Below are 1,072 nucleotides of genomic sequence, written 5' to 3'. Positions count from 1 at the left end.
ATCAGCTGGGTTTTCGGTTTTGAAGTACAGCAGCCAGCCCACGGCTTTGATCGCGTGATCGGGACGGAGCCCGCGGTGTTTTCGCAGCAGTTCTTTGGCAGCGGTGTTGACTCCGCCTTCGAGTGGATTCGTGGTCTTGGGTAGCGTCTCATAGGGTTGGCCGTGGGTCATCCAGGTGAACAGTTTCTGGCCGGTGATCAGCCCGTTGATCAGTTTGTAGGCTCTGCGTAGTCGTAGGTGGGTGTACCACCATTTCTGGCCTGGTCGAACGTGCCAGGGCCGCTCAGAGCGGCCCTGGTTGGCGTAGGTGCGTTCCTTGAGTACACGGTCCCACCGCGAGGCCCAGGAGGCGAATTCTGCCTGGAATGCAGCCGCCTGGTCGGGTGTGGTGATCGTGTTCAGCGTCTTGACCAGTGCCAGCAGCTCACGGCCCGGTTGGGTGCGCGGATTGCGGGTCAGATGGGTGTGGATACGTTGGCGGATATGGAAATAACATCGCTGCACAGACGTGTCTGGCCACAGACTCCGCATGACTCGTTCCAGTGGCCCGTTGCCATCAACCACCGCGATATCTGGTGCCGGCAAATCCTGGATCAGTAGCGTCCAGGAGGCGTTCTTCTCGCGGTCACAGAACTGCCAGCCCACCACGTGGGCGCCGTTGTAGGCCACCAGGACGCAGTAGCCGTTGAAATAGGTGCCATCCAGCATCAGATACCGATGAATCTCCCCGGTGGGCTCGGGTTGTGGTGGTGTGATGTTCCAGCACCAGGCGGTGCGGCGGTGGAAGGTTTTGGCACTGATATGGTCTGGCATCTGCCCGGTGAAGAGCCAATTGAAAAACCAGCCCAGCTGATGTCGGCGGGCCACATCATCACGGGTGTTGGCCCTGCTGGCCGATGCGCCACAGGCTGGATCTTTGCACCGAAATCGTTGGGTGCCTTTGGGCGTTTTACCGTTAGCACGCATCGGTCGACCACATACATCACATTTGGGTTTTCTTCCAGCAAGAGTCACTCACATAGACTGCTGCCTATGACGATCTGCGTTTTACCGCATGACAGCAGGCGACTCG

The 1,072-nt window shown here is 58.9% G+C and carries 1 protein-coding gene; it reads right to left on the bottom strand.

Annotation, left to right across the window (positions count from 1 at the left end; all coding sequences use genetic code 11):
* The coding region (locus ACYVJT_RS15265; protein ID WP_499418563.1) for an IS1249 family transposase at nt 1–1,014 on the bottom strand (1,014 nt) is incomplete at its 3' end.
* Nucleotides 1,015–1,072 lie beyond the last annotated feature (58 nt).

This window comes from Yaniella soli, from assembly GCF_054782375.1.
The sequence above is the reverse complement of the archived record's forward strand: the minus strand, read 5'-3'. Positions and strand labels throughout refer to the sequence as shown.